General features: G+C 76.7%; 20 protein-coding genes and 1 pseudogene. 14 read left to right on the forward strand and 7 right to left on the reverse strand.

Features of this window, described 5'->3' with window-relative positions; translation table 11 throughout:
* Positions 1-1,186 (forward strand): annotated as a pseudogene (locus WDZ17_RS11980) (HNH endonuclease signature motif containing protein); the annotation flags it as partial.
* Positions 1,187-1,414: 228 nt separating this feature from the next.
* Here WDZ17_RS11980 and WDZ17_RS11985 read toward each other — a convergent pair.
* The 4 genes from WDZ17_RS11985 to WDZ17_RS12000 all read right to left on the reverse strand — a co-directional run bounded on the left by WDZ17_RS11985 (position 1,415) and on the right by WDZ17_RS12000 (position 5,108).
* A complete protein-coding gene (locus tag WDZ17_RS11985) occupies positions 1,415-2,191 on the reverse strand; it encodes an AMIN-like domain-containing (lipo)protein (protein WP_339575394.1) in 777 nt (258 codons plus the stop codon).
* Positions 2,192-2,248: 57 nt separating this feature from the next.
* Positions 2,249-3,271, reverse strand: coding sequence for a COX15/CtaA family protein (locus WDZ17_RS11990; protein WP_339575395.1), 1,023 nt, complete (start codon positions 3,269-3,271; stop codon positions 2,249-2,251).
* Between the two features lie 62 nt (positions 3,272-3,333).
* Entirely contained in the window at positions 3,334-4,161 is an 828-nt protein-coding gene (locus WDZ17_RS11995) for an ABC transporter permease (protein ID WP_339575396.1), read from the reverse strand.
* Positions 4,158-5,108: an ABC transporter ATP-binding protein gene (locus tag WDZ17_RS12000; RefSeq protein WP_339575397.1), complete on the reverse strand. Its 951-nt coding sequence runs from the start codon at positions 5,106-5,108 to the stop codon at positions 4,158-4,160. The genes WDZ17_RS11995 and WDZ17_RS12000 overlap by 4 nt, the downstream gene beginning before the upstream one ends.
* 167 nt (positions 5,109-5,275) lie before the next feature.
* Between WDZ17_RS12000 and WDZ17_RS12005 the strand changes: the two genes are divergently transcribed.
* The 10 genes from WDZ17_RS12005 (at position 5,276) to WDZ17_RS12050 (ending at position 15,666) form a co-directional block, all read left to right on the forward strand.
* Complete coding sequence (locus WDZ17_RS12005) at positions 5,276-6,085, forward strand: helix-turn-helix transcriptional regulator (protein WP_339575398.1); 810 nt, start codon at positions 5,276-5,278, stop codon at positions 6,083-6,085.
* Positions 6,082-7,503, forward strand: a complete 1,422-nt coding sequence (gene sufB, locus WDZ17_RS12010; RefSeq protein WP_339575399.1) for a Fe-S cluster assembly protein SufB — start codon at positions 6,082-6,084, stop codon at positions 7,501-7,503. Before WDZ17_RS12005 ends, sufB begins: the two co-directional genes overlap by 4 nt.
* A gap of 337 nt (positions 7,504-7,840) precedes the next feature.
* A complete protein-coding gene (sufD, locus tag WDZ17_RS12015) occupies positions 7,841-9,130 on the forward strand; it encodes a Fe-S cluster assembly protein SufD (RefSeq protein ID WP_339575400.1) in 1,290 nt (429 codons plus the stop codon).
* The gene (locus WDZ17_RS12020) at positions 9,127-9,486 is read left to right on the forward strand and encodes a non-heme iron oxygenase ferredoxin subunit (protein ID WP_339575401.1); all 360 of its coding nucleotides are present in this window, start codon (positions 9,127-9,129) and stop codon (positions 9,484-9,486) included. Before sufD ends, WDZ17_RS12020 begins: the two co-directional genes overlap by 4 nt.
* A gap of 81 nt (positions 9,487-9,567) precedes the next feature.
* Positions 9,568-10,332 (forward strand): Fe-S cluster assembly ATPase SufC, encoded by a 765-nt coding sequence (gene sufC / locus WDZ17_RS12025; protein WP_339575402.1) that lies wholly within the window; start codon positions 9,568-9,570, stop codon positions 10,330-10,332.
* A gap of 58 nt (positions 10,333-10,390) precedes the next feature.
* Entirely contained in the window at positions 10,391-10,783 is a 393-nt protein-coding gene (locus tag WDZ17_RS12030) for a metal-sulfur cluster assembly factor (RefSeq protein ID WP_339575403.1), read from the forward strand.
* A gap of 20 nt (positions 10,784-10,803) precedes the next feature.
* Entirely contained in the window at positions 10,804-11,472 is a 669-nt protein-coding gene (locus tag WDZ17_RS12035) for an acVLRF1 family peptidyl-tRNA hydrolase (protein ID WP_339575404.1), read from the forward strand.
* Between the two features lie 159 nt (positions 11,473-11,631).
* The gene (abc-f, locus tag WDZ17_RS12040; RefSeq protein ID WP_339575405.1) at positions 11,632-13,233 is read left to right on the forward strand and encodes a ribosomal protection-like ABC-F family protein; all 1,602 of its coding nucleotides are present in this window, start codon (positions 11,632-11,634) and stop codon (positions 13,231-13,233) included.
* Between the two features lie 110 nt (positions 13,234-13,343).
* On the forward strand, positions 13,344-13,631 hold the full coding sequence (locus WDZ17_RS12045) for a helix-turn-helix domain-containing protein (RefSeq protein WP_339575406.1): 288 nt from the start codon (positions 13,344-13,346) through the stop codon (positions 13,629-13,631).
* A 58-nt stretch (positions 13,632-13,689) separates the two neighbouring features.
* Positions 13,690-15,666, forward strand: a complete 1,977-nt coding sequence (locus WDZ17_RS12050; protein WP_339575407.1) for an ABC transporter ATP-binding protein — start codon at positions 13,690-13,692, stop codon at positions 15,664-15,666.
* Positions 15,667-15,741: 75 nt separating this feature from the next.
* Here the strand turns inward: WDZ17_RS12050 and WDZ17_RS12055 are convergent, their stop codons facing one another.
* The 3 genes from WDZ17_RS12055 to WDZ17_RS12065 all read right to left on the reverse strand — a co-directional run bounded on the left by WDZ17_RS12055 (position 15,742) and on the right by WDZ17_RS12065 (position 17,831).
* Positions 15,742-16,719 (reverse strand): SURF1 family cytochrome oxidase biogenesis protein, encoded by a 978-nt coding sequence (locus WDZ17_RS12055; RefSeq protein ID WP_339575408.1) that lies wholly within the window; start codon positions 16,717-16,719, stop codon positions 15,742-15,744.
* 4 nt (positions 16,720-16,723) lie between these two features.
* Complete coding sequence (locus WDZ17_RS12060) at positions 16,724-16,978, reverse strand: hypothetical protein (RefSeq protein WP_422631975.1); 255 nt, start codon at positions 16,976-16,978, stop codon at positions 16,724-16,726.
* A 268-nt stretch (positions 16,979-17,246) separates the two neighbouring features.
* Complete coding sequence (locus tag WDZ17_RS12065) at positions 17,247-17,831, reverse strand: DUF3099 domain-containing protein (protein WP_339575410.1); 585 nt, start codon at positions 17,829-17,831, stop codon at positions 17,247-17,249.
* A gap of 141 nt (positions 17,832-17,972) precedes the next feature.
* Between WDZ17_RS12065 and fabG the strand changes: the two genes are divergently transcribed.
* From fabG to WDZ17_RS12080, 3 genes are all read left to right on the forward strand, one after another.
* Complete coding sequence (gene fabG, locus WDZ17_RS12070; protein WP_339575411.1) at positions 17,973-18,683, forward strand: 3-oxoacyl-ACP reductase FabG; 711 nt, start codon at positions 17,973-17,975, stop codon at positions 18,681-18,683.
* A gap of 89 nt (positions 18,684-18,772) precedes the next feature.
* A complete protein-coding gene (gene fabI, locus WDZ17_RS12075) occupies positions 18,773-19,534 on the forward strand; it encodes an enoyl-ACP reductase FabI (protein WP_339575412.1) in 762 nt (253 codons plus the stop codon).
* Between the two features lie 20 nt (positions 19,535-19,554).
* Entirely contained in the window at positions 19,555-20,052 is a 498-nt protein-coding gene (locus WDZ17_RS12080) for a SixA phosphatase family protein (protein WP_339575452.1), read from the forward strand.
* Positions 20,053-20,055 lie beyond the last annotated feature (3 nt).

Below are 20,055 nucleotides of genomic sequence, written 5' to 3' on the forward strand. Positions count from 1 at the left end.
CAGCACCGACGCGCCCGCGAGCACCGGCGCCCGCGGCGACGCCACCACCGCGGCCACCAGGGCCGGTGCTGGCGCCGCGACGGCGGGCGGGTCGCACCCGGGTCGCTGCCACGGCCCTCAGGTCGTCGTCGCGATGACCTCCCTGCTCGGCCTGGACGACGAACCCGCCCAGCTCGCCGGCCACGGACCCGTGCCCGCCGCCCACCTCGCCGCCCACCTGCGCCACCACCCCTACTGGCGCGCGTTCACCGACCCCGCCACCGGGACCCTGCTCGCCCTCGACGGCCACCTCCTGCACCCCACCGGGACCCCCGACCCCACCCCCCGACCCGTCCACGCCCTGCCCCTGCTGCTCGACCACCTCGGCCTCACCACCGGCGCCCCCGGCGGCAGCGAGGAGCCGGGGGCGACGGTGTCAGCCCCGCAGGACCCCACGAGCCGGAGACCACCGACCGCCGCCCTGGCCGAGCCCGCCGGACCAGCCGGACCCACCACGCCCGGCCCCGCGGGGTCGAGCGCGTCCACTCGCGACCGCGACCCCGAACGCGACCGTCGGCCGGGCGAGCCCGCACGCCCCCGACCCGAGTGCCCCGTCACCACCGCCGGCGGCGGCCCCTACACCCCCACGACCGCCCTGCAACGGTTCCTGCGCGCCCGCCAGAGCACCTGCACCCACCCCGGCTGCCGCGTCCCCGCCACCCGCTGCGACCTCGACCACACCCACCCCCACGCCACCGGCGGACCCACCTGCCCCTGCAACCTGCACCCCCTGTGCCGACGACACCACCTCGCCAAGCACCACCACGGCTGGACCCCCCGACCCGCCACCACCGACCCCCACGACACCCGCACCACCTGGACCAGCCCCCTCGGCCAGACCACCACCACACACCCCGAACCACTCCTACCCGCCCCCACTACCGACACCCCCCGCCCCAGCAGCAGCAGCGGCAGCCCCGGCAGCCCCGGCAGCGACGACGAGCCCCGCTACCCCGACCACGACACCGCCGCCACCGACACCACCTGGACCCGCCAGACCACCGCACGCCACGAGACGCAGCCCGACACCCCGCACAGACCTCACGTGCACGACCAGCGGCCGCACCCGGACAAGCAAGACCCCACCGACGACCAGGACGACCAGCCCCCCGACTCCTGGCGCGACGACCGACCACCACCCTTCTGAGGCGGCAGGGGCGGACGCGCACGCCACGCGACCGGTGCGGGCATCCAGCACGCGCTGCAGCTGCGGATGCCCTCCGCCGGTGGCCGCTCGACGATCGCCGCAGGACGCGCGGACGGCGTCGACGGGCGACGTCGCCCCGGGCGGTCACGAGCCCTCTCCGGGCGCCCTGCCTGACGTGGTGGCCCCCGGCGACGCCGACCGCGAGGTCACGACCGTGCCGGCGGACGGTCAGCCGACGAGGTCGAGCACCACTCGCGGCGGGTCCTGGAGCCGGGTGACGACGTACGGCACCTCCTCGGACAGGCCCACCACGACCTGCGCCTGGCCCTCGAAGACACCGCCCACGAGCACCTCGCGCACGAGGTCCGTGCCCTGGCCCGGGACCGTGCCCAGGAGCTCGTCCTGGCCCGTGTCGAAGGGGTAGCCCGTCCCCCGGACGGAGAGCTCGAGGAAGGCGTCGCCCTCGACGTCGAGGGGTGCGCCCGAGGCCTCCTGGGTCGGCTCGTCCACGTAGCGGGCGTACCACCCGGGCTCGCCCGGCTCCTCGCCCGCGAGCTCGAGGACGACGCGGTCGAAGCCGTCGTGGCGGGCGGACCGCACCGCGACGACCGACAGGGGGCCGCCGCCCGCCGCCTGCTCGGACGGCGCCGTCCCGGCCCCCTCCGGGACGTCGAGCGCGTCCTCGTCGGCCTCGGCCGGCCCGGACAGCGCGGCCGTCGTGGTGCTGCTCGGAGTGGGTCGGGAGCCCGGGCCGGACGTCGGCGCGGCGTCGACGTCGGTGGTCGGCCCCGCCGGGGAGGTGGAGGCCGGGGAGGAGGACGTGGGGAGCGGGGTCGGCGCGCCGGGCGTGGCGGAGTCGGAGACGGCCGCCGACGCCGCCGGACCGGCGGTCACCTCCGCCCCGCCGCACCCCGCGGCGCCGGAGAGCAGGACGCCGACGAGGCAGGCACCGCCGGCTCGGGAGAACCGGCGCCGGGCGGCGGCTGGGAGGGGTCGTGCGGGCATGTCCTGATCATCGGGCCGGCGGGTGACCGGGATCACCCCTGACCGGTCACGATCTGCTCACACCTGCTGCGGCGTGTGCTCACGGTCGTCGGCGGGGAGCGGGTCGGCGGTGCGAGGCGCTCGGGTGCGCTGCGCCAGCAGCAGCGCCGTCGTCGCCACGACGACGAGCGCCGCCCCGAGCATGTGGACCCCGACGAGCACCTCGGGCAGGTCGGTCACGTACTGCACCCACCCGACGAGCCCCTGGGCCAGGACGACGGCGAGCAGCACCACCGCCCGACGCCGGGGACGGGCGGGGGCCGAGGTGCGCTGCTGGAGCACGACCAGGGCCAGCAGGGCGACGAGGAGCAGCACGACGGCGTCGGCGTGCACCCGCGAGATCACCTGGGTGTCGAAAGCGAGGCGGGCCGGGTGCTCCGCGTCGCCGGAGTGAGGCCCCGCACCGGTGACCAGCGTCCCTAGGACGAGCACGGCGCCGACCACGACGCCTGTCGCCTGCGTGAGGCGGCGCGCCGGCGTGCCGACGACGAGGCGGGTCGGCCCGTCGGAGCGCTCGCGCAGACGTACGAGCAGCGTCGTCGAGGCGGCCACGAGACCCATGGAGACGAGGAAGTGCGTCGCCACCGTCACGGGGTGCAGCGACAGCAGGACGGTGACCCCGCCGATGCCGGCCTGCACCACGACGCCGACGAGCGGTGCCGCGGCCCAGGGCAGCAGGCGAGCCTCGCGACGTCCGGTGACGACGAGCCGCGCGACGGCGGCGAGGGCGGCCACCGCGGCGAGGCCGACGACGAAGGTGAGGAGCCGGTTGGCGAACTCGATGTCCGCGTGCACGCCCATGGCGGAGCTGTAGACCGGGGTGTAGGAGCCGACCTCGCACTGGGGCCACGTGGGGCACCCCAGCCCGGAGCCGGTGAGCCGCACGGCGCCGCCGGTGACGACGATCCCCACCTGGGCCACGAGGTTCACGACGACGGGGACGACGGCCCAGCGGGGCGCCGCGGCGGTCCGCCCCGGCACCGACCCCGTCGGGCCCCGACCGGCGGGCTCGTGCGGGCGGGCGCTGACCGGGGTGCTCACGCCGACCAGGGTAGGTCGCCGCTGCCGGGCACCGGCGCCGCCCCGCACCGGGGGCAGGGCCCTCAGTCCCAGCGGAACCAGCGACGCGCGGCGAGCGAGGCGGCGAGCGCCCAGACGACCAGGACCCCCAGCGCGGGCAGGTCCAGCGCACCGTCCTCGGAGGCGCGGCGCAGCCCCTCGCCGAGGGCGCCCGACGGCAGCACGTGCACGAGGGCGCCCCAGGGGCCGGGCAGCGCGTCGGCGGGGACCACGACGCCGCCGCCCACGAGGAGCGCCGCCCACACGAGGTTCGCCACCGCCAGCACCGCCTCGGCGCGCAGCACGCCGGCGAGCAGCAGGGCCAGGGCGGTCAGCGCCGCCGTCCCGACGAGGACGAGCAGGGCGCCGGGCAGGAGGCCGAGCGGCTCCGGGCTCCAGCCGACGGCGAGCGCGACGGCGCCGAGCAGCACGACCTGCACGGCCTCGACGGCGAGGACGCCGAGCACCCGCCCGGCCACCAGCCCCCCGCGCCCCAGCGGCGTCGTCGCGAGCAGGCGCAGCACGCCGCTGCGGCGGTCGAAGCCCGTCGCGATCGCCTGCCCCGTGAAGGCCGTGGACAGGACGGCGAGCGCGAGGACGCCGGGGGCGACCACGTCGACCGCGCGCTGGCCGGGCTCGAGCCCGAGGTCGACGAGGGTCGTCCGGGAGAGCCCGACGAGGACGAGCGCGGGCAGCACGAGCGTCAGCAGCACCTGCTCGCCGTTGCGGAGCATCGTCCCCGCCTCCCAGCGCGCCTGGGCCAGCACGCGGGCCCCGGGCGGTGCGGCGCGCGGTGCGGCGCGCGGCGCGGGGGACGGCCCCCGGGAGGACCCGGGCGGCGTCTCGCCGACGGGCGCCGGTGTCTCGCTCATCGCAGCCTCCTGCCGGTCAGGTCGAGGAAGACCTCCTCCAGGCTCGGGCGCCCGACCGACAGGGCCTGCGGCATGACGCCGCGCTGGGCGCACCACGAGGTCACGCCGGCGACCACCTGCGGGTCCACGGCGCCCGAGACGACGTAGCTGCCGGGGGAGGGCTCGGCGACGGCCACCTCCTCGGAGAGCGCCTGGCGCAGCGGCGCGAGGTCGAGCCCGGGGCTCGCCGTGAAGCGCACCGACGCGCTCGCGCCGGCGACGAGCTCGCCGGGCGCCCCGGCCGCGATGGCCCGTCCGCCGTCGACGATGACCACGTGGTCGGCCAGCCGCTCCGCCTCGTCGAGGTCGTGCGTGGTGAGCAGCACGCCGGCGCCCTCGCCGACGGCCTCGCGGACGAGCTCCCACACGACGAGCCGCGCGGCCGGGTCCAGCCCGGCCGTGGGCTCGTCCAGGAAGAGCAGGCGGGGGCGTCCGACGAGCGCCGCCGCGAGCGCCAGCCGCTGCCGCTGGCCCCCCGAGAGCCTGCGCACCGACGTGCCGGCGAAGGCGGGGACGCCGAGACGCTCGGCGAGGGCGTCGACGTCCCGCGGCGCCGCGTGCAGGCGGGCCAGGTGCCGCAGCAGCCGCAGCGGGCGCGCGGAGGTCGGCAGCCCTCCGTCCTGGAGCATGGCGCCGACGGCGGAGCGGTGGTCGGCGTCCGGCACCGCGCCCGCGACCTCGCGGCCGAGGACCCGGACGGACCCCCCGTCGGGGCGGCGCAGGCCCAGGCAGCACTCGACGGTCGTCGTCTTGCCCGCGCCGTTGGGGCCGAGCAGCGCGGTGACGCCCCCGGCCGTGACGTCGAGGTCCATGCCGTCGACCGCCGTGCGCGGCCCGTAGCGCTTGACGAGTCCTCGCACGCGCAGCGCGGCCCCGCCGGACGGGGAGCCGTCCGGAGGACCACCCACGGCTGCGGAGTCTAGGTCGGTGCCCCCGCGGCCCCTGCCCACCGGGCGCCGCCGCCGGGCGGTGCCCCCGACGGTGAGAGGCGGTCGCCGGGCGCCACGACGTCGGCGCCGGCGGGCAAGGGCAGCCTCACTGGACGCCCCCGCGACGGTTTCGTCACACTGGCGTCGTGAAACCCGAGGACCGGCCCGCGACGGGCGGTGCGAGCACGACGCGCGAGCGCGTGCTCGCCGTCGTCGTGGAGCACGGGCCCGCGACCGCGGGCCAGGTCGCACGGGTCCTCGACCTGACGGCGGCCGCCGTCCGCCGTCACCTCGAGGCCATGGAGGACGAGGGCCTGGTCGTCGAGCAGGCGCCGAGGCCCCGCGCCGACGGCGCGCCGAGCCGGGGCCCCGGTCGGCCGGCGAAGAGCTTCGTCGCCGCCCCCCGGGCCTCGCGGGCGGCGGACGGCCACGGCGACCTCGCGCTCGACCTGCTCGAGCACCTGTCCGCCACCGCCGGGCGCGAGGGCGTGCGCGCCTACGCCGGCCACCGTGCGGCCCGGCTCCGGGAGCGGTACGCGCCGGAGGTCGACGCGGCCGGGACGGACGTGCCCGCGCGGGCGCAGGCGCTCGCGCGCGCCCTCGGCCGCGACGGCTACGCGGCGAGCACCCGGCCGGTCGACACGGGAACAGGGGTCGCCGCGGTCCAGTTGTGCCAGGGCAGGTGCCCCGTGCACCGGGCGGCGCAGGCCTTCCCCGAGATCTGCGAGGCGGAGACCACGGCCTTCTCCGAGCTGCTGGGGGTCGGGACGCGCCGGCTGGCCACCCTCCGCGCCGGGGACCGCGTGTGCACCACGCACGTCCCGAGCGCGCCGCCCGTCCCGACGGGGTCGCGCCGCCCGACCGCCCCGCACCCGTACGACCACCCGGGCACGACCGACGACCACGGCACCATCTCGAGCACCACCGCGAGCACCACGGAGGGACCCCCCCGATGAGCACCGACGTCGAAGCGCGCAACCCCGAGCTCAAGGGCATCGGCACCTACAACTACGGCTGGGCGGACTCCGACGTCGCCGGCACCGGCGCGCGCCGGGGTGTCGACGCCGACGTCGTCGCCGACATCTCCGGCCGCAAGGGCGAGCCGGACTGGATGCTGCGCACCCGCCAGAAGGCGCTGCGGATGTTCGGGCGCAAGCCGATGCCGAGCTGGGGCAGCGACCTCGACGGCATCGACTTCGACAACATCAAGTACTTCGTGAAGTCCACGGAGAAGCAGGCCACGTCCTGGGACGAGCTGCCCGAGGACATCAAGAACACCTACGACCGGCTCGGCATCCCCGAGGCGGAGAAGCAGCGCCTGGTCTCCGGCGTGGCGGCGCAGTACGAGTCGGAGGTCGTCTACCACCAGATCCGCGAGGACCTGGAGGAGAAGGGCGTCATCTTCGTCGACACCGACACCGGCCTGCGCGAGCACGAGGAGCTCTTCAAGGAGTACTTCGGCTCCGTCATCCCGCCCGGCGACAACAAGTTCGCCGCCCTCAACACCGCGGTGTGGTCCGGCGGCTCCTTCATCTACGTGCCCCCGGGCGTCCACGTCGACATCCCGCTGCAGGCCTACTTCCGGATCAACACCGAGAACATGGGCCAGTTCGAGCGCACGCTGATCATCGCCGACGAGGGCTCCTACGTGCACTACGTCGAGGGCTGCACGGCGCCGATCTACAAGACCGACTCGTTGCACTCGGCCGTCGTCGAGATCGTCGTGAAGAAGGACGCCCGCGTCCGGTACACGACCATCCAGAACTGGTCGAACAACGTCTACAACCTCGTCACCAAGCGGGCCACCGCCGCCGAGGGCGCCACCATGGAGTGGGTCGACGGCAACATCGGCTCCAAGGTGACGATGAAGTACCCGGCGATCTTCCTCATGGGGGAGGGCGCCAAGGGCGAGACGCTGTCCATCGCGTTCGCGGGCGAGGGCCAGCACCAGGACGCCGGCGCGAAGATGGTGCACGCGGCACCGCGGACGTCGTCCTCGATCGTCAGCAAGTCCGTCGCCCGCGGCGGTGGCCGCACGTCCTACCGGGGCCTCGTCCAGGTGCTCGAGGGCGCCTCGCACTCGGCGTCGACCGTGCGCTGCGACGCCCTGCTCGTCGACCAGGTCAGCCGGTCCGACACCTACCCCTACGTCGACGTCCGCGAGGACGACGTCTCGATGGGTCACGAGGCCACGGTCTCCAAGGTGAGCGAGGACCAGCTCTTCTACCTCATGTCCCGCGGCATGACCGAGGACGAGGCCATGGCCATGATCGTGCGCGGCTTCGTCGAGCCGATCGCCCGCGAGCTCCCCATGGAGTACGCGCTCGAGCTCAACCGCCTCATCGAGCTGCAGATGGAGGGCGCGGTCGGCTGACCCGCCCGGCCGTGGGGGGGGGGGGGGGGGGGGGGGNCCCGCGAGCTCCCCATGGAGTACGCGCTCGAGCTCAACCGCCTCATCGAGCTGCAGATGGAGGGCGCGGTCGGCTGACCCGCCCGGCCGTCGCGGCCCGTCGCCCCACCGGGACGACGGGCCGCGCCACTGCCCGCCCCACCACCACCGGCCGCCCGCGGCCGCCCGTCCCCCACCCGAGGAGCACGCCATCAGCACCGCCGACACGCGACGCACCGACCGCGAGGACGCGACGCCGGCGCCCGACCCCGAGGGGGCGGCGCAGACGGCCGACGCGGTCGACGCCCGCCAGGAGCACGCCGTGGACCACGCGGCGGACGCGCCCGCAGCCGTGACGCTCGACTCCTCGGTGACCCCGGGGCCGGGCTACGACACGGCCGCGGCGCGCGTCGCCGAGGCCGGCGAGTCCGTCCTGGAGGCCTCCCGGGGCGAGCGGCCCCGGTCCTTCGACCCCGCGGACTTCCCGGTCCCCACGGGCCGGGAGGAGGTGTGGCGCTTCACGCCGCTGGACCGCCTCGGCGGCCTGCTGGAGGACGCCGCCGCGGACGAGGACGCCCGCGACGTCGTCGTGCAGGCGCCCGAGGGCGTCCACGTCGGGTCGCTGGCCCGCGGCGAGGCGCCGCGCGGCTCCGCGCTGGTCCCCGAGGACCGCGCCGCCGCCCTCGCCGACGTCGCCTCCCCGAGCGCGACGCACGTCCGCGTCCCGCGCGAGGCCGAGCTCGACGAGCCCGTCCACGTGTCGGTCGTCGGCCGCCCCGGCCGCCGCGGGGCCGGGCACCTCGTCGTCGAGGCCGGGCGGCACTCCCGCTCGGTCGTCGTCGTGGAGCACACCGGCGGCGGCACCCACGCCGACGCCGTCGAGGCCGTGGTGGAGGACGGCGCCGAGCTCACGCTCGTCAGCCTGCAGCTGTGGGACGACGAGGCCGTGCAGGTCTCCCAGCAGGAGGCGCGGCTCGGCCGCGACTCCCGGTACCGCCACATCGCCGTCACGCTCGGCGGCGCCGTCGTCCGCCTGTCGTCGACCACGCGCTACGACGGCCCCGGCGGCGACGCCGAGATGCTCGGCGTCTACTTCGCCGACGCGGGCCAGCACCTGGAGCACCGCTCCTTCGTCGACCACGCGCAGCCGCGCTGCCGCAGCGACGTCCGCTACAAGGGCGCGCTGCAGGGCGAGACGGCCCGCACGGTGTGGATCGGCGACGTCCTCATCCGCGCCGCGGCGCAGGGGACCGACACCTACGAGCTCAACCGCAACCTCGTGCTCACCGACGGCGCCCGCGCCGACTCGGTGCCCAACCTCGAGATCGAGACGGGGGACATCGAGGGCGCCGGCCACGCCAGCGCGACCGGCCGGTTCGACGACGAGCAGCTGTTCTACTTGCGCTCGCGCGGCATCGCCGAGGAGGTGGCGCGACGCCTCGTCGTCCGCGGCTTCTTCGCCGACGTCGTCCAGCGGATCGGCGTCCCGGCCGTCACCGACCGGGTGATGGCCGCGATCGAGGCCGAGCTCGACCTCGCGGTCGGGCCCGTCACGGGCGCGGCCGCCCTGGCGGACGAGGCGGCGCAGCCGGCGCTGGCGGGCTCGTCGTGAGCCTCGTCCGGGTGCTCGCCGCCGGCGAGCTGCCGCCGGGCTCCCTGCGTGCCGTCGACGTCCCGGACGCCGAGGGGACGCTCCTGCCCGTCGTCGTGGTGCGGGACGAGGACGGGGCCTACCACGCCCTGGCCGACGAGTGCTCCCACCAGGCGGTCCTGCTGTCCGACGGCGAGGACGACGCCGTCGAGGGCTGCGCGCTCGAGTGCTGGCTGCACGGCTCCCGCTTCGACCTGCGGACCGGCGCCCCCTCCGGGCTGCCGGCCACCCGGCCCGTCCCCGTCTACCGCGTCGAGGTCGACGGCGACGACCTCCTCGTCGACGTCGAGGCCCGGGCCGACGGCGCCGCCGCGTGAGCGCCGCACCCGGCACGAGCGACGCCCCCACCCCGACCACCACGGGTGCCCACGCCGGCGCCCCTGCCAAGGAGAGCTGACATGGCCACCCTCGAGATCCGCGACCTGCACGTGAGCGTCGAGACCGACGGCGAGCCGACGGAGATCCTCCGCGGCGTCGACCTGACGATCGACTCCGGCCAGACCCACGCGATCATGGGCCCGAACGGGTCCGGCAAGTCGACGCTGGCGTACTCCATCGCCGGCCACCCGAAGTACACGGTCACGGGCGGCTCGGTGACCCTCGACGGCCAGGACGTCCTCGCCATGAGCGTCGACGAGCGGGCCCGCGCCGGCCTCTTCCTCGCCATGCAGTACCCCGTCGAGGTCCCCGGCGTCACCGTCTCGAACTTCCTGCGGACGGCGAAGACGGCCCTGGACGGCGAGGCCCCGGCGCTGCGGCACTGGGTGAAGGACGTCCGCACCGCCATGGCCGACCTCAAGATGGACCCGGCCTTCGCGGAGCGGAACGTCAACGAGGGCTTCTCCGGCGGCGAGAAGAAGCGTCACGAGATCCTCCAGATGGAGCTGCTCGGGCCGAAGTTCGCCGTCCTCGACGAGACGGACTCCGGGCTCGACGTCGACGCGCTGAAGATCGTCTCCGACGGCGTCAACCGCGTCCGCGAGAGCGGCGACGTGGGCGTGCTCCTCATCACGCACTACACGCGGATCCTGCGCTACGTGCGCCCCGACGTCGTCCACGTCTTCGTCGCCGGGCGGGTGGCCGAGACCGGCGGTCCCGAGCTGGCCGACGAGCTCGAGGAGAACGGCTACGACCGGTTCGTCCAGGCCGTCACCACGGCCTGACCGCGCCGAGCCCCGCCGGCCGCCGTCCCGGCGGGCGACCCACCACCAGGGAGGACCCATGAGCGAGACCACCACCACCGAGCAGCCCGTCGAGGCCGCGCCGGCCACCGGCGCGGCCTCGGGCGCCGCCACGGCGCCCACCGCGGCGGAGGTCGCCGAGGTCGAGGAGGCGCTGCGCGACGTCGTCGACCCCGAGCTCGGGGTCAACATCGTCGACCTGGGGCTCGTCTACGGCCTCGCCGTGGACGACGCGAACCACGCCGTCATCGACATGACGCTGACCTCGGCGGCGTGCCCCCTGACGGACGTCATCGAGGACCAGACCGCCGCCGCGCTCGCCGACGTCGTCGCCGGGCACAGCATCAACTGGGTCTGGATGCCGCCGTGGGGACCGGAGAAGATCACCGCCGACGGCCGCGAGCAGCTGCAGGCGCTCGGCTTCAACATCTGAGCGGCACCCGCTCCGCGCTCGTGCCGCTCGACCGCGCGGCGGGCTGGCTGGGACGCTTCACCGCCGCCCACGGCGAGGTGTCCCTGGTCGCCGCGGGGTCCGGGGAGGTCCGGCTCACCGCCGAGGACGGTGCGCTCGCGACGTGGTCCTGCGGGGGGCGGGACCTCCTCGCCGGCGCCGGGCCGGGGAGCCCGCTGCAGGCCGAGGAGGTCCTCGACCGCCTCACGGCGCCGCGGACGGCGCTGGTCCTCCTCCTGCGGCGCGGGGGTGCCGTGGCCGCGGTCCTCGCCTCCGGCCGCACGGGCGGGGGACCCGGGGTCGCGGCACCCGCGCGGGTCCTGGACGCCCGGGTACGGACCGCGCGGGTCCAGTCCCGCACCGCCGCCGGCGGGTGGTCGCAGCAGCGCTTCGCCCGCCGACGCGCCGGCCAGGCGGCCGGCCTGGCCCGGGACGCGGCGGCCACCGCCTCACGGGTCTGGCGCGCGCACGTCGACGCGGCCGACCTGCTCGCCACGGGCGGCGACCGGGGCCTCCTGGAGGACTGCCTGCGACAGCTGGAGCCGGGCCTCGGCCGGGTCGCAGGCCTGCCGCGCCAGGACGTGGCGCTGCCGGCCGACCCCCGGCGACGCGTCCTGGACGCCGTCGCCGGTGACGTCGGCGCCCTGCGGGTCGAGGTCACCGACCCCTGAGCCGCCCGGCCGCCCGGCCGCCCGGCCGCATGGCCGCCCAGCCGGATGGCGGGCGCCGTGCTGCGGCCCCGCCCGGCCGACCACCCACCGTCCGTACCATCGACCTGCCACCGCCGCCCTGCTGCACCGGCGGCGGCGCACCACCGGGAAGGCCCCTCCGTGATCACTGCACAGGACGTCGAGCTGCGCGCCGGCGCGCGCCTGCTCCTGTCCGCCGCGAGCTTCCGCGTCGGACCGGGGGACCGTGTCGGCCTCGTCGGCCGCAACGGCGCCGGCAAGACCACGCTCACCCGCGCGCTGGCGGGGGAGACGCAGCCCGCGGGGGGCAGCATCACCCGCAGCGGGCCCGTCGGCTACCTGCCGCAGGACCCGCGTGCCGGCGACCCCGAGGTCCTCGCGCGCGACCGCGTCCTCGCCGTGCGCGGGCTCGACCGGATCGTCGCGGGCCTGCGCACCGCCGAGGTGGGGATGGCGAGCGAGGACGACGCCGTCCGCGAGAAGGCCATGGCGCGGTGGGCCCGCCTGGACGCGGACTTCACGGCGCAGGGCGGCTACACGGCCGAGAGCGAGGCCGCCACGATCGCCGCGAACCTCGCCCTGCCGGCGCGCGTCCTCGACCAGCCGCTCAAGACCCTCTCGGGAGGCCAGCGCCGCCGCGTCGAGCTCGCCCGGGTCCTGTTCTCCGGAGCCGAGACGCTGCTGCTCGACGAGCCGACCAACCACCTCGACGCCGACTCGATCTCCTGGCTGCGGGACCACCTCTCCCGCCACTCCGGGGGCCTCGTCGTCATCAGCCACGACGTCGACCTGCTCGAGGACGTCGTCACGAAGGTCTTCCACCTGGACGCGACGCGCTCCGTCGTCGACGTCTACAACGTCGGCTGGAAGGCCTACCTCGCCGCGCGGGCCACCGACGAGAAGCGTCGTCAGCGGGAGCGGGCCAACGCGGAGAAGAAGGCCGCGACGCTCAACGCCCAGGCGGACAAGATGCGCGCGAAGGCCACGAAGGCCGTCGCCGCGCAGAACATGGCCAAGCGGGCCGAGCGGCTCGTCAGCGGCCTGGAGGACGTCCGGACGCAGGACAAGGTCGCGAAGCTGCGCTTCCCCGAGCCGGCCGCGTGCGGACGCACCCCCGTGACCGCGGAGAACCTCAGCAAGACCTACGGCTCCCTCGAGGTCTTCACCGGCGTGGACCTCGCGGTCGACAAGGGCAGCCGCGTCGTCGTCCTCGGGCTCAACGGCGCCGGCAAGACGACGCTGCTGCGGATGCTCGCCGGCGTGGAGAGCAGCGACGGCGACGGTCGCGTCGTCCCGGGCCACGGGCTCCGGCTCGGCTACTACGCGCAGGAGCACGAGACGCTCGACCCCAGCCGCACCGTGCTGGAGAACATGCGGTCCGCCGCCCCGGACCTCGGCGACACCGAGGTACGGAGCGTGCTCGGGTCCTTCCTGTTCTCCGGCGACGACGCGGGCAAGCCCGTGGCCGTGCTCTCGGGCGGGGAGAAGACGCGCCTGGCGCTCGCGACGCTCGTCGTCTCCGCGGCCAACGTCCTGCTGCTCGACGAGCCGACGAACAACCTCGACCCGGCCTCCCGCGAGGAGGTGCTCTCGGCGCTGCGGCGCTACGCGGGTGCCGTCGTCCTCGTGACGCACGACGAGGGCGCCGTGCAGGCGCTGGAGCCCGAGCGCGTCGTCGTGCTCCCCGACGGGACCGAGGACCTGTGGAACCCCTCCTACGCCGAGCTCGTCCAGCTCGCCTGACCCCGTGAGCCCTCGTCCGGCCGGCGGTCCGGGGCCGGGTGGTCGGACCGGGTGGCCGGCTGGGGGGCCGCGGGCGATGATCGTCACCCAGGACGTCGAGGAGGTCGGTCGTGGCAGGCACGCCGCAGAGCACGCGGGAGCAGGACGCCCCGCCGGGGACGACGGGGTCGCAGGAGGAGGTCGCCCGGCCCCCGCGGCGACGCCCCGGGCCACGGCTGGCCCCGCAGGAGCGCGCCGAGCTGGTGCAGCGGCTCGCCACCCGGTACACCGACGGGGCGAGCATCCGCCAGATCGCCGGCGAGGAGGAGCTCTCCTACGGCTTCGTCCACCGGCTCCTGACCGAGAGTGGGACCGGGCTGCGCGGGCGCGGGGGCAGCACCCGCCGCGCCGCCTCCTGACCGCCTCGGTGCGCCCCCGCCGGCCGGCGGCCGCGACGCCGGTCGTGGGCGCGGGCTCGTGAGCGGCCACGGCGCGGCGTCGTGGACCACGCTGCGGAGCTTTACCCGCGACCCGACGACCCGGCGCGGCGGCGTCTCCCGGGACACCTGGCGCCGGATCGGCGGGCTCGCGCGGCCGCACCGCGGCCGGCTGCTCGTGTTCCTGGGGCTCGTGGTCCTCAGCTCCGCGGCCGCCGTCGCCACGCCGGTGCTGCTCGGGCTCGTCGTCACCGCCGTCGCCGACGGCGACCGCCGCTCCGTCGTCCTGCTCGCCCTGCTGGTGGGGGCGCTGGCGCTCGTCGAGGGCGCCGTCACCCTCGTGCAGCGGTGGTACTCCTCGCGGATCGGCGAGGGCCTGATCTACGACCTCCGCACCGCCGTCTTCGCGCACGTCCAGCGGCAGCCCGTGTCCTTCTTCACCCGCGCGCAGACCGGGGCGCTCGTGACCCGGCTCAACAGCGACGTGAACGGCGCCCAGCAGGCCTTCACCTCCACCCTGCAGTCCGTCGTCTCCAACGTCGTGCTGCTCGTCCTCGCCGGCGGCGTCATCCTCAGCCAGGCGCCCCTGCTCCTGCTGGCCGTCCTGCTCCTGCTGCCGCTGTTCTGGGTCCCCGCCCGCCGGGTCGGCCGTCGGCTGTCCGGGCTGACGCGCCGCTCGATGGAGCTCAACGCGGAGATGGGCAACCGGATGACGGAGCGGTTCAACGTCTCCGGCGCCCTGCTGGTCACCCTCTTCGGCCGCCCGGAGGAGGAGGACGCCCAGTTCCGCGAGCGGGCCGACCGGGTGCGCCGCATCGGGGTGTCCATCGCCATGTCGAACCGGGTGTTCTTCACGGCCCTGACGACGGTGACGGGCCTCGCGACGGCTCTCGTCTACGGCGTGGGCGGCGTCCTCGCGGTCGACGGGCAGCTGCACGTCGGCGCCGTCGTGACCCTGGCGGCCCTCATGGGTCGGCTCTACGGGCCGATCACGAGCCTCGCCAACGTCCGCGTCGACGTGATGAGCGCCCTCGTCAGCTTCGAGCGCGTCTTCGAGGTCCTGGACCTGCGCTCCCCGCTCGTCGAGGCGGCGCACGCGGTGGACCTGCCCGACGGGCCGTTGGACGTCCGCCTCGAGGGCGTCACCTTCTCCTACCCCCGCGCCGGCGGCGGCCTGACCTCGCTCGAGGGGGGTGGCCACGGGAGCGCGCTGCTCGACCTGGGCGGCGCGGGAGAGGGGGCAGGGGAGGGGACGGAGGAGGACGACCGGTCCGCCGACGACCGGTCCGCCGACGACGCGCCCGGCGGGCGCGTCGAGGAGCCCGCGCTGCGGGGCGTCGACCTGCACGTCGGACCGGGGCAGGTGCTGGCGCTCGTGGGCCGCAGCGGCGCGGGCAAGACGACGCTCACCTCGCTCGTGGCGCGCCTGCACGACCCGCAGGAGGGCGCCGTGCGCATCGGCGGCGTCGACCTGCGGGACGCCCGGCTGGCGTCGGTGCACGACCGCGTCGGCGTGGTCACGCAGGACGCCCACCTGTTCCACGACACCGTGCGGGCCAACCTGCTGTACGCACGGCCCGGGGCCGACGAGGAGCAGCTGTGGCGGGCGCTGGGCGACGCCCAGGTCGACGGCCTCGTGCGCGAGCTCCCCGACGGCCTCGACACCGTGGTGGGCGACCGCGGGCACCGCCTCTCCGGCGGGGAGAAGCAGCGGGTCGCGCTCGCCCGTCTGCTGCTCAAGGCGCCCGACGTCGTCGTCCTCGACGAGGCCACGGCGCACCTGGACTCCCGGTCCGAGGTCCTCGTGCAGCGCGCGCTGGAGCGGGCGCTGGAGGGCCGGACGAGCATCGTCATCGCCCACCGCCTGTCCACCGTCCGCGGGGCGGACCTCATCGCGGTCGTCGACGCCGGCCGGGTGGCCGAGACCGGCACCCACGAGGAGCTGCTCGCCCGGGGCGGGCTCTACGAGGAGCTGCACCGCACCCAGCTCGCCGCCCCGACGGCCGCGCAGGCCTGACGCGGGCGCGGCCGGGTCATCCCAGGCGCGGCCGGGTCATCCCAGGCGCGGCCGGGGCATCCCGGCGGGGGCGGGTCAGCCCGGGCGGCCCCCGCGCGAGCGCTCGGCGGCGTCGACGAGGGCGTCCTCCTCCTCCTCGGCCGTGGGGCGGCGCCGGGTCGCGGCGGCCCCCGCGGGACGCACGCGCCGTGCCCCCGTCGGGGTCCGCGGCCCGGGCCGCCTCTCGTCGCCCGCCGCCGGGACGTCCTGGGGGTGCGGCGGTCCGTCGGCGCCCGCCTCGGCCCGCTCGGCGCGCAGGTCCGCCGCGTGCCGCCGGGCGACGACGCCGTAGCCGACGAAGCCGCCCAGGGCGAAGACCCACCACTGGAAGGCGTAGGACAGGTGCGGGCCCTCGTCGACCTCGGGGGGCGGCAGGAGCTGCGGGGCGGGGGAGGCGGAGGGCGCCTCGTCGACGAGCTCGCCGTAGGCGGCGTCCACCAGGGTCGCCCCGCGGTCGGCGAGGACGGGGGCGACGCAGCCGCTGCCCGCGATCGCCGGCAGGTCGAGGCTCCTCGTCTGGCACCGCGGCGCCCGGCCGTAGGCGGGCTCGCCAGGCCGCAGGTGCACGACGACGGACACCTCGCCGGCAGGGGCGGCCGGCACGTCGACCGAGCCGGCGTCGTCGCCGGCGGGCAGGAAGCCGCGGTCGACGAGCAGGGCCGTCGGGCCGCCGTCGCCGAGCGGCTCGTCGAGCAGGAGCGGCACGAGCACGTGGAAGCCGTTGACGCCGTCCAGCGGGCGCTGCCGCAGGAGGGTGGTCGCCGTGGTCAGGTACTCGCCCGTGGCCTCGACCGGACGCCACTCCTCGCCCGGGGGGAAGGAGCCGCCCGGCGCCGGCACGAGCTCCCGGGCGCTCGCGGGGTCCTGCCGGTAGTTGTCCACCACCAGCTGGTTGGCCTCGAGCCGGGCGATGCGCCGGTCCCACTGCCACACCCCGAGGCCGACGCACACCACGGCGAAGGCGACGGCGGCGAGGAGGCCCGCGACCCAGCTGCGGGTCAGCAGGAAGCGCACGCGCTCACGACCGTCCTCCGTCGAGCGCTCCCACCGGCACGACGTCGCGCAGGAAGCCGCGGACGTCCAGGTGCGTCGCCAGCCGCTCGCGGTGCTCGTCGCAGGCCAGCCACGTCTTGCGCCGCTCGGGGGCGTGCAGCCGCGGGTTGTTCCAGCGCAGGCCCCACGCCGCGGCCGCCCGGCAGTCCCGGGCGCTGCAGACCAGGTCGTCCTCCGGCGCGCCCGGCGCGCCGGGTCCGCTCGCCTGCTGCGGGCTCACGCCGCCCGTCGGGGTACCTCGGCGCTCGACCACGGCCCCATCCTCCTCCGCCGCCTCGGGCCCTCCGAGCGGGGGGCGGCGGCCGACGTCCGCGGACGCGGAAGAGCGCCGGTCGTCGACGGGGGGGACGACGACCGGCGCTCCGTGGCGCGCGCCCGACGGGGGGACGGGCGTCGCCGGGACCGAGTCTGGCACAGCGGCGGTGCGGTCGTGGCCGGACGCGCGGACCGCGTGCGCGGACCGGGTCCACCGGCCCCGGGGGCGGGGATCAGGCGGCGCCGCGCCACCCGCCGGGGCCGTGCGCGGACGTGGGGTCCCCGGTCGACCAGGTACCCGGCACCGTGCGCGCGGCCTCCGCCGCGGCGGTGTCGTCGCGCGTCCCGGCGTCGGCGGCCCCTTGGGGGGCGGGCGGGCGCTCGTCGTCGGCCGGCTGCCGCTCCTCGGGGCGGTAGACCTCCCCGACGACGGGCTCCTGCGGTCGCGGCGCCCCGAGCGACCGGGCCGCCGCGGGCGTCACCCCGGTCGTGGTGGGGCTCACGGTCTCGCGGCCGGCGTTGGCCGCGAGGACGGCGATGTAGGGCAGGACGACGGCGGCGGCCAGGAAACCCCAGCTCCACGCGCTGCCGACGCTGACGTAGGTGACGACGAAGAGGACGAAGCAGGCCGTCCGGATCCCCATCGAGACGAGGTACCGGCCGATCTGCTGCTGCTGGTGCTGGCGCTGCCCGACGGGTGCCGTCGTGATCCGCTGGACCTCCTCGGGGCGACGTCGTCCCGCCGGGGGCGACTGCCGCCCGGGGTGCGTCGGACCCTGCCCTGCCCTCCGCGCGCGCTCGGCGCCACCACCTGCCACGTCTCTACGGTAGATCGCGCGCGCGGGCGCCTGCGCGCGGGGTGGCGCGCCGCGGACGGGCGGGCGGCGGCTCCGGTAGCGTCCCGCCGCGGCGGCCCGTCCGCCCTCCCCCCGACCGACCAGACCACGGAGGTCCCCCGCGTGCCCGAGCCCCGCAGCGTCCTCGTCACCGGCGGCAACCGCGGCATCGGCCGCGCCGTCGCCGAGGCCTTCCTCGCCGCGGGAGACCGGGTGGCCGTGACGACGCGGACGGGTCAGGCGCCCGAGGGCGCCCTCGGCGTCGCGTGCGACGTGCGGGACGCGGCCTCGGTGGACGCGGCGTTCAGCGAGGTCGAGGCGGCGCACGGCCCCGTCGAGGTGCTCGTCGCCAACGCGGGGATCACGAAGGACGGGCTCCTGCTGCGGATGAGCGAGGAGGACTTCACCGACGTCGTCGACACCAACCTCACGGGCGCCTTCCGCTGCGTGCGCCGGGCGACCCGGGGCTTCGTCCGCCTGCGTCGCGGCCGCGTCGTCCTCGTCTCGAGCGTCGTCGGGCTCTACGGCTCGCCCGGCCAGGTCAACTACGCGGCCAGCAAGGCCGGGCTCGTCGGCCTGGCGCGCTCGGTGACCCGGGAGCTGGGCGGCCGGGGCGTCACCGCCAACGTCGTGGCCCCCGGCTTCGTCGAGACCGACATGACGGCCGCCCTGACCGAGGAGGTGCGGGCCGGCCACCTGGCGGCGATCCCGGCGGGGCGCCTCGCCCGCCCGGAGGAGGTCGCCGGCGTCTGCGTCTTCCTCGCCTCCGACGCCGCCGCCTACGTCAGCGGCGCGGTCGTCCCCGTGGACGGCGGCCTCGGCATGGGCCACTGAGGCCGACCGCCGAGCGCGCCGACGCCACCGCCGGCGGCCCGAGCACCACCCGCACCCCACCCACCACCACGAGAGGACGGCCCGCGCGCATGGGGATCCTGGACGGCAAGCGACTGCTCATCACGGGGGTCCTCACGGACGCCTCCATCGCGTTCCGCGTGGCGGAGGTGGCCCAGCGGGAGGGCGCGACGGTCGTGCTCACGTCCTTCGGCCGGCAGATGCGGATCACGCAGGCCATCGCGCGGCGCCTGCCCGAGACGGCGCCCGTCGTGGAGCTCGACGTGAGCAACCAGGAGGACCTCGACGCGCTCGAGGGCCGGGTGCGCGAGCACGTCGACGGCCTCGACGGGGTCCTGCACTCCATCGGCTTCGCCCCGAAGGGCGCCTTCGACTTCATGGGCGCGGGCTGGGACGACGTCGCGACGGCCCTGCAGATCTCCTCGTACAGCCTCAAGTCCCTGGCCGTCGCCGCGCGACCGCTCATGAGCGGCGGGGGCAGCATCGTCGGCCTCACCTTCGACGCGAGCCTCGCCTGGCCGGTCTACGACTGGATGGGCGTCGCCAAGGCGGCCTTCGAGTCCGTCTCGCGCTACCTCGCCCGCGACCTCGGCGCCGACGGCATCCGGTGCAACCTCGTCTCGGCGGGCCCGCTGCGGACGATGGCCGCGAAGTCGATCCCCGGCTTCGAGTCGTTCGAGAACAGCTGGCCGGAGCGGGCCCCCCTCGGCTGGGACCTCACCGACACGGGGCCGGCCGCGCGCGCCTGCGTCGCGCTCCTGTCGGACTGGTTCCCCGCCACGACGGGCGAGATCGTCCACGCCGACGGCGGCGTGCACGCCATGGGGAGCTGATCCTGGCCACCCTCGTCGTCCTGCGGCACGCGCAGGCGGTGCCCGCCGGCTCGGCGCCCGACCGCACCCGCGCGCTCACCGCGGCGGGCGAGGAGCAGGCCGTGGCGCTCGGCCGGGCCCTGCGCGCCCGCGGTCTCGTGCCCGACCTCGTCGTCACCTCGGACGCCGCCCGTGCCCGTCGGACGGCCGAGCTGGTCGTCGGGGACGACGACTGGCCCGTCGTCGTCGACCCCGACGTCTACGAGGCGAGCCCGCCGCGCCTGGGCGCCGTCCTGGAGCACCACGCGGCGACGGCCACCACGACCGTGCTCGTGTGCCACGAGCCGGGCGCCTCGGGGCTGTCCGTGGCCCTGGCCGGTCCCTCCGCCGACGCGGACGCCGCCGTCAGCCGGGCGAGCGTCCTGGCCGGCCTCGGGACGGCCGAGGCGGCCGTCCTGCGGTGGGGCACGGAGCACGCCCGGCTGTGCACCGGCGCCGCCGAGCTGGTCGAGGTGCTGCGGCCGGGCGACGCCGCCTGAGCC

The organism is Pseudokineococcus basanitobsidens, from assembly GCF_037482545.1.
In the GTDB taxonomy this organism is placed as follows: Bacteria; Actinomycetota; Actinomycetes; order Actinomycetales; family Quadrisphaeraceae; genus Pseudokineococcus; species Pseudokineococcus basanitobsidens.